A 5742-nucleotide genomic window follows, 5' to 3' on the forward strand; every position below is an offset into this window, starting at 1 on the left:
CGTGCGTCGCCCCGGTCCCGGTTCGGCCGCGCACGTCACGGCCTAGCGTTCTTGCGTAAGAGGGTGTCAATTATTTCGCCTGACGCACGGACTATTGCGCTCAAGTAACCCCGTCATTACGCTCCCCCGCGCCAGACTTCCCATCCGCGGCTGAACCCCACCAGGTCGCGCGGTGGCGGGAGTTGACAGCCGACCGGAGGAGAGTCCAGATGGGTGTCACACGCCGGGTCTTCCTGCAGGCCGCCATCGCGGTGGGAGCCGCGGGATCGATCGGGGTCGCCGAGACAGCGGCGGCCGGCCGCGCCGCGGCGGCCGGGAGTCCGCCGGGTGACGTGGTCGGCAAGATCACCGTCGGCTACCAGGGCTGGTTCGCCTGCGTCGGCGACGGCGCCCCGATCAACGGCTGGTGGCACTGGACCCAGAACTGGGGCCAGTCGCCGTCCCCGTCCAACACCGGCATCAAGTGCTGGCCGGACATGCGCGAGTACACCCACGGCTACCAGACCGCGTACGCCAACCTCGGCAACGGCCAGCCCGCCACGCTGTTCTCCTCCTACGACCAGCAGACGGTCGACACCCACTTCCTGTGGATGCAGCAGAACAACATCGACACCGCCGCGCTCCAGCGCTTCAACCCCACCGGCGGCGAGGGCCCGACCCGGGACGCGATGGCGCTCAAGGTGCGCAGCGCCGCCGAGTCGCACGGCCGGAAGTTCTACATCATGTATGACGTGTCCGGCTGGACGAACATGCAGTCGGAGATCAAGACCGACTGGACCAACAAGATGAAGGCGCACACCGCCTCATCGGCCTACGCCACCCAGAACGGCAAGCCGGTCGTCTGCATCTGGGGCTTCGGCTTCAACGACAACAACCACCCCTTCAGCACCGACGCCTGCCTGGACGTCATCAACTGGTTCAAGGCGCAGGGCTGCTACGTCATCGGCGGGGTGCCGCGCGAATGGCGGGTGGGCGGCGCGGGCACCCGCACCGGCTACCTCGACGTCTACCACGCGTTCAACATGCTCTCCCCGTGGATGGTCGGCGCGATCGGCAACGCGGGCGACTCCGACAACATCTACTCCGCCATCAACGTCGGCGACCAGGCGGACTGCAACGCCCACGGGGTCGACTACCAGCCGTGCGTGCTGCCCGGTGACGTCTCGGGGCGCCAGCGGGCGCACGGCGACTTCATGTGGCGGCAGTTCTACAACATGGTCCGGGTGGGCGCGCAGGGCATCTACATCTCGATGTTCGACGAGTTCAACGAGGGCAACCAGATCGCCAAGACCGCCGAGTCGCAGGCATGGACGCCGACCAATTCCGGGTTCCTGGCGCTGGACGAGGACGGCACCGCCTGCTCGTCGGACTACTACCTGCGGCTGACCGGCGACGGCGGCAAGATGCTCAAGGGCCAGATCGCGCTCACCGCCACCCGCCCCACCCAGCCCGTCGTCTCCGGCAGCGGCGACACCGTCCCGCCGACCGCGCCGAGCGCCCTGCACGTCACCGGCCACACCAGCAGCACCGTGGCGCTGGCCTGGACCGCCTCCACCGACACGGTGGGCGTCACCGGCTACCGGATCAGGCGCATCGCCGGCTCCGCCGCCACCGTGGTGGGCACCGCCGCGGCCGGCAGCACCGCCTTCACCGTCACCGGCCTCAGCCCGTCCACCTCCTACACCTTCGACGTCCAGGCCATCGACGCGGCCGGCAACGTCTCCCCGTCGTCCGGCCAGGTCAGCGCCACCACCGACGCGGGCAGCGGCTCACCGACCACCAACCTCGCGCTGCACCAGCCCACCTCGGAGAGCAGCCACACCCAGTCCTACGGTTCGGGCAACGCGGTGGACGGCGACGCCAACAGCTACTGGGAGTCCGCCAACAACGCCTTCCCGCAATGGCTCCAGGTCGACCTCGGCTCCGCGCTGGGTGTGAAGCGGATCGTGCTGAGCCTGCCCCCGGCCACCGCCTGGGCGACGCGTTCCCAGACCGTCTCGGTGCAGGGGAGCACCGACGGCGGCAGCTTCTCCCAACTCCTCGGCTCCGCCTCCTACTCGTTCAACCCGGCCTCGGGGAACACCGCGACCCTCACCCTGCCGGCCACCGTCACCACCCGTTACGTACGGCTCAACTTCACCGCCAACACCGGCTGGCCGGCCGGCCAGCTCGCCGAATTCCAGGTCTACGGCGCCTGACCCCCCATTCGTCGCCTCATGGACCGCCGGCGCGCGTGTGGTCCATGAGGCGGCTCGCCTTCCACCGCGCCCTCCACGGCGCTGCTTCCACGCCGGCGTCCGACTCGCGCCCGACATTCGGGTGCGGGGACGGGGCCGGGCGCGGCCGGGCCGCTATTTTGGGATGCCGCCGAGCCAGGTCGCGCGGGACCGGCTCACGATGTCCACCCGGCGCGCCCGGCGGCCGAGGAAGGAACCAGACGATGACGTCCCCGCCCGCACTCGTCGGCGCGCTCGGTCTCAGCCCCCACCCCGAGGGCGGCTGGTACCGCAGCGTCTACACCTCGCCCGTCACCCTGCCCCACCCGGTCCGCGGCGGCCCCCGCCCCTCGGCCACCCTCATCCACTATCTGCTGGCCCCCGGCGAGCACTCCGCGTGGCACACCGTCGCCTCCGACGAGATCTGGCTGTGGCAGTACGGCGGCCCGCTCCTGCTCCAGACCGCCCCGCCCGGCCCGGCCCCCGGCGCCGTCACCGACCACCTCCTCGGCCCCGACATCGAACACGACCGGCGTTTCCACCACTTGGTCCCGGCCGGCCACTGGCAGCGCGCCGAACCGGCCGCCGAGCACGAGGTGCTGGTCAGCTGTATGGTCACCCCCGGGTTCGACTTCGCCGATTTCACCCTTCTGGACCAGGCCGGCGGCGACGCCTGAATACCGCCGGACGGTCGGCGTGCCCGAGCCGATTCACCCGCCGGCTGTTAGGCTCGCGACAGCCGGAGATGGCGAGGTGATGGTGTGGCCACGTTGATTGCGGTGAATATCGGGATGCCCAAGAACGTCCCGTGGAACGGCAAATCCGTTTACACCGGTGTGTGGAAGCAGACCGTTTCCGGGCCGCGGATGGTGCGGCGGCTCAATATCGACGGGGACGGACAGGGCGACCTCGGCGGGCACGGCGGTGAACAGCGTGCCGTACTCGTCTACCAGCTCGACTCCTATCGCCACTGGGCCAAGGAATTGGGCCGCGACGATCTCGCCCCCGGCGAATTCGGCGAGAATTTCACGGTCGACGGACTTCCTGACGACGAAGTGTGCATCGGCGACCGGTACCGGGTCGGCGCGGCCGTCTTCGAGGTCACCCAGCCGCGCGTGACGTGCTATCGCGTCGGCCTGCGCCTCGGCGAACCCCAGATGGCCGCACTGCTGATCTCCCACCGCCGTCCCGGCTTCTACCTCCGGGTGATCGAGGAGGGCGAGGTCGAAGCCGGGCAGGAGATCGTCAAGGTCTCCTCGGGACCGGAGGCGATGAGCGTCCAGGAGATCGACGCGGTGCTGTACCTGCCCGGACACACCCGCGACCAGGTCGAGCGGGCGCTGCGCATCCCGGCGCTCAGCCCCGGATGGCGTACTTCGCTGCAGACCCTGCTGGACCAGGCGGACAGCGGCTCGGGCACGGACACCGGCAGCGCCGGACTCAGCTCGGAGGCGGGCGGCGCGCCGCCCGCCTGGACCGGGTTCCGGGCCCTGAAGGTCACCGCGGTCACCCCGGAGAGCCGGAGCGTGTTCTCCCTGACACTGGCCTCCTCGGACGACACACCGCTGCCCGCCCCCCGGCCCGGCCAGTTCGTCACCGTGAAGCTCCAGCCGAAGGAAGGCGCCCCGCCGCTGATCCGCAGCTATTCGCTGTCCGGCGAGCCCGGGGCCGGCAGCTACCGGATCAGTGTGAAGCAGGAGCCGCACGGCGCCGCCAGCGGCCATCTGCGCGCCCACGTCGGCGTCGGTGACGTTCTCGACATCGCGGCGCCGCGCGGCTCCTTCTGCCTGGACGAGGGCGACAACCCCGTACTGCTGCTGTCCGTCGGGGTCGGCGCCACACCCGTACTGGCCATGCTGCACGCACTGGCCAGGGCCGGATCCCGGCGCCGGATCAGATGGCTGCACGGAGCGCGGGACGGAGCCGAGCACCCCTTCGCCGAGGAGAGCCGCGCCCTGATCGGCAGCCTGCCCGACGCGAGCGCCGACATCTTCTACAGCCGTCCGGCGAGCGGGGACCGCGAGGGCGTCGACTACACCCGCACCGGACACCTGTCGCCCGACCGGGTGGCCGGCCTCGACCTGCCGGCGGACGCCGACGCCTATCTGTGCGGCCCCTCGGACTTCATGGACGACCTCACCAAGGCACTCGTCGAGGCCGGTCTCGACGCCTCCCGGATCCACACCGAGCTCTTCGGCGCCGGGCCTTCCGTCACGCCCGGTATCGCCGCCACCACCGGCCGCCCGCCCCACCGGCCCGAGGGCCCGGAAGGGACGGGGCCCTCGGTGTCCTTCGCGCGCAGCGGGCTGGCGGTGCCGTGGAACGCCGACCGGATGAGCCTGCTCGAACTCGCCGAGTCGTGCGACGTGCCGGTCCGCTGGTCGTGCCGCACGGGTGTGTGCCACACCTGCGAATCGGGCCTGCTGTCGGGTTCCGTCGCCTACTCGCCGGATCCGGTCGAGCCACCGGCCGAGGGCAACGCGCTGATCTGCTGCTCCACGCCGGCCGAGGACGTCGTCCTGGACCTGTGAGACGTGACTGGTGAGACGTGGGCCTGCCGGTGTCCGCCGCACGACCGCGGACACCGGCAGGGGGCGGGCGCGTCAGTCAGCTCAGCACGCGGCCCAGGAATCCCCGGATGTAGCCGCTGATGGCGTCGAGATGGGTCTCCAGGGCGAAGTGCCCGGCCGGCAGCAGGTGGACCTCCGCGTCGGGCAGGTCGTGGGAGAAGGCCCGCGTCCCGTCCGGTCCGAAGATCTCGTCGCCGGCTCCCCACACCGCCAGCAACGGCACCTGGCTGGTGCGGAAGTACTCCTGGAGCTTCGGATACCCGTCGATGTTGCTCGGGTAGTCGCGGAACAGCGCCAGTTGGACCTCGTCGTTGCCGGGCCGCTCCAGCAGGACCTGGTCGTGGTTCCAGGTGTCGGGACTGACCAGGCTCCGGTCGGCGGAGCCGTTCTCGTACTGCCAACGCGTCGTCTCCGGGGTGAATTTGGCGCGCGCCCCGTTCTCGGTGTCGGGACCGGGCGCCGACGCGTAGGCGAAGAGCGGGTCCCAGAACGGCTTGGGGAAGCCTTCCATGTAGGCGTTGCCGCTCTGCGAGATGATCGCGGTGATGTCGTACGACGGGTCGAGCGCCAGCCGCCAGCCGATGGGTGCGCCGTAATCGTGCACATAGACGGAAAAGCGCTGGACGCCGAGGTGGTCGAGCAGCCCCGCCGTGACGCTCGTGAGGTTGTCGAAGGTGTAGCCGAATTCGCCCACCTTCGGCATGGAGGAATAGCCGAAGCCGATATGGTCAGGGGCGATCACATGGTAGCGGTCGGCCAGCGCCGGAATCAGATTCCGGAACATATGGGAACTGCTCGGGAATCCGTGCAGGAGCAGGATGACCGGGGCGTCGGCCGGACCGGCCTCCCGGTAGAAGACCTCTTGGCCCTTGATGTTCGCGGTGTTGTGGTGAGTGGGGAGCACGTCGACCTCCGGAAAGCGCTCGATTGCCTGTGGGAACGGGGTGTTGTCACCG

At 70.1% G+C, this 5742-nt stretch carries 4 protein-coding genes; 3 read left to right on the forward strand and 1 reads right to left on the reverse strand.

Going from position 1 to position 5742, the window contains the following annotated elements; all coding sequences use genetic code 11:
- The first annotated feature begins 209 nt into the window (after positions 1-209).
- The 3 genes from ACFO3J_RS17110 (at position 210) to ACFO3J_RS17120 (ending at position 4747) form a co-directional block, all read left to right on the forward strand.
- Positions 210-2198 carry a discoidin domain-containing protein gene (locus ACFO3J_RS17110; protein ID WP_386430291.1) on the forward strand — a complete coding sequence of 663 codons (1989 nt, stop codon included), beginning with the start codon at positions 210-212 and terminating at the stop codon, positions 2196-2198.
- A gap of 242 nt (positions 2199-2440) precedes the next feature.
- The gene (locus ACFO3J_RS17115; RefSeq protein ID WP_386430292.1) at positions 2441-2893 is read left to right on the forward strand and encodes a cupin domain-containing protein; all 453 of its coding nucleotides are present in this window, start codon (positions 2441-2443) and stop codon (positions 2891-2893) included.
- 84 nt (positions 2894-2977) lie between these two features.
- Positions 2978-4747: an MOSC domain-containing protein gene (locus ACFO3J_RS17120; RefSeq protein ID WP_386430293.1), complete on the forward strand. Its 1770-nt coding sequence runs from the start codon at positions 2978-2980 to the stop codon at positions 4745-4747.
- Between the two features lie 76 nt (positions 4748-4823).
- Here the strand turns inward: ACFO3J_RS17120 and ACFO3J_RS17125 are convergent, their stop codons facing one another.
- A complete protein-coding gene (locus tag ACFO3J_RS17125) occupies positions 4824-5690 on the reverse strand; it encodes an alpha/beta fold hydrolase (RefSeq protein WP_386430321.1) in 867 nt (288 codons plus the stop codon).
- Between the last annotated feature and the right edge of the window lie 52 nt (positions 5691-5742).

This window comes from Streptomyces polygonati (genome assembly GCF_042650325.1).
Lineage (GTDB): Bacteria > Actinomycetota > Actinomycetes > Streptomycetales > Streptomycetaceae > Actinacidiphila > Actinacidiphila polygonati.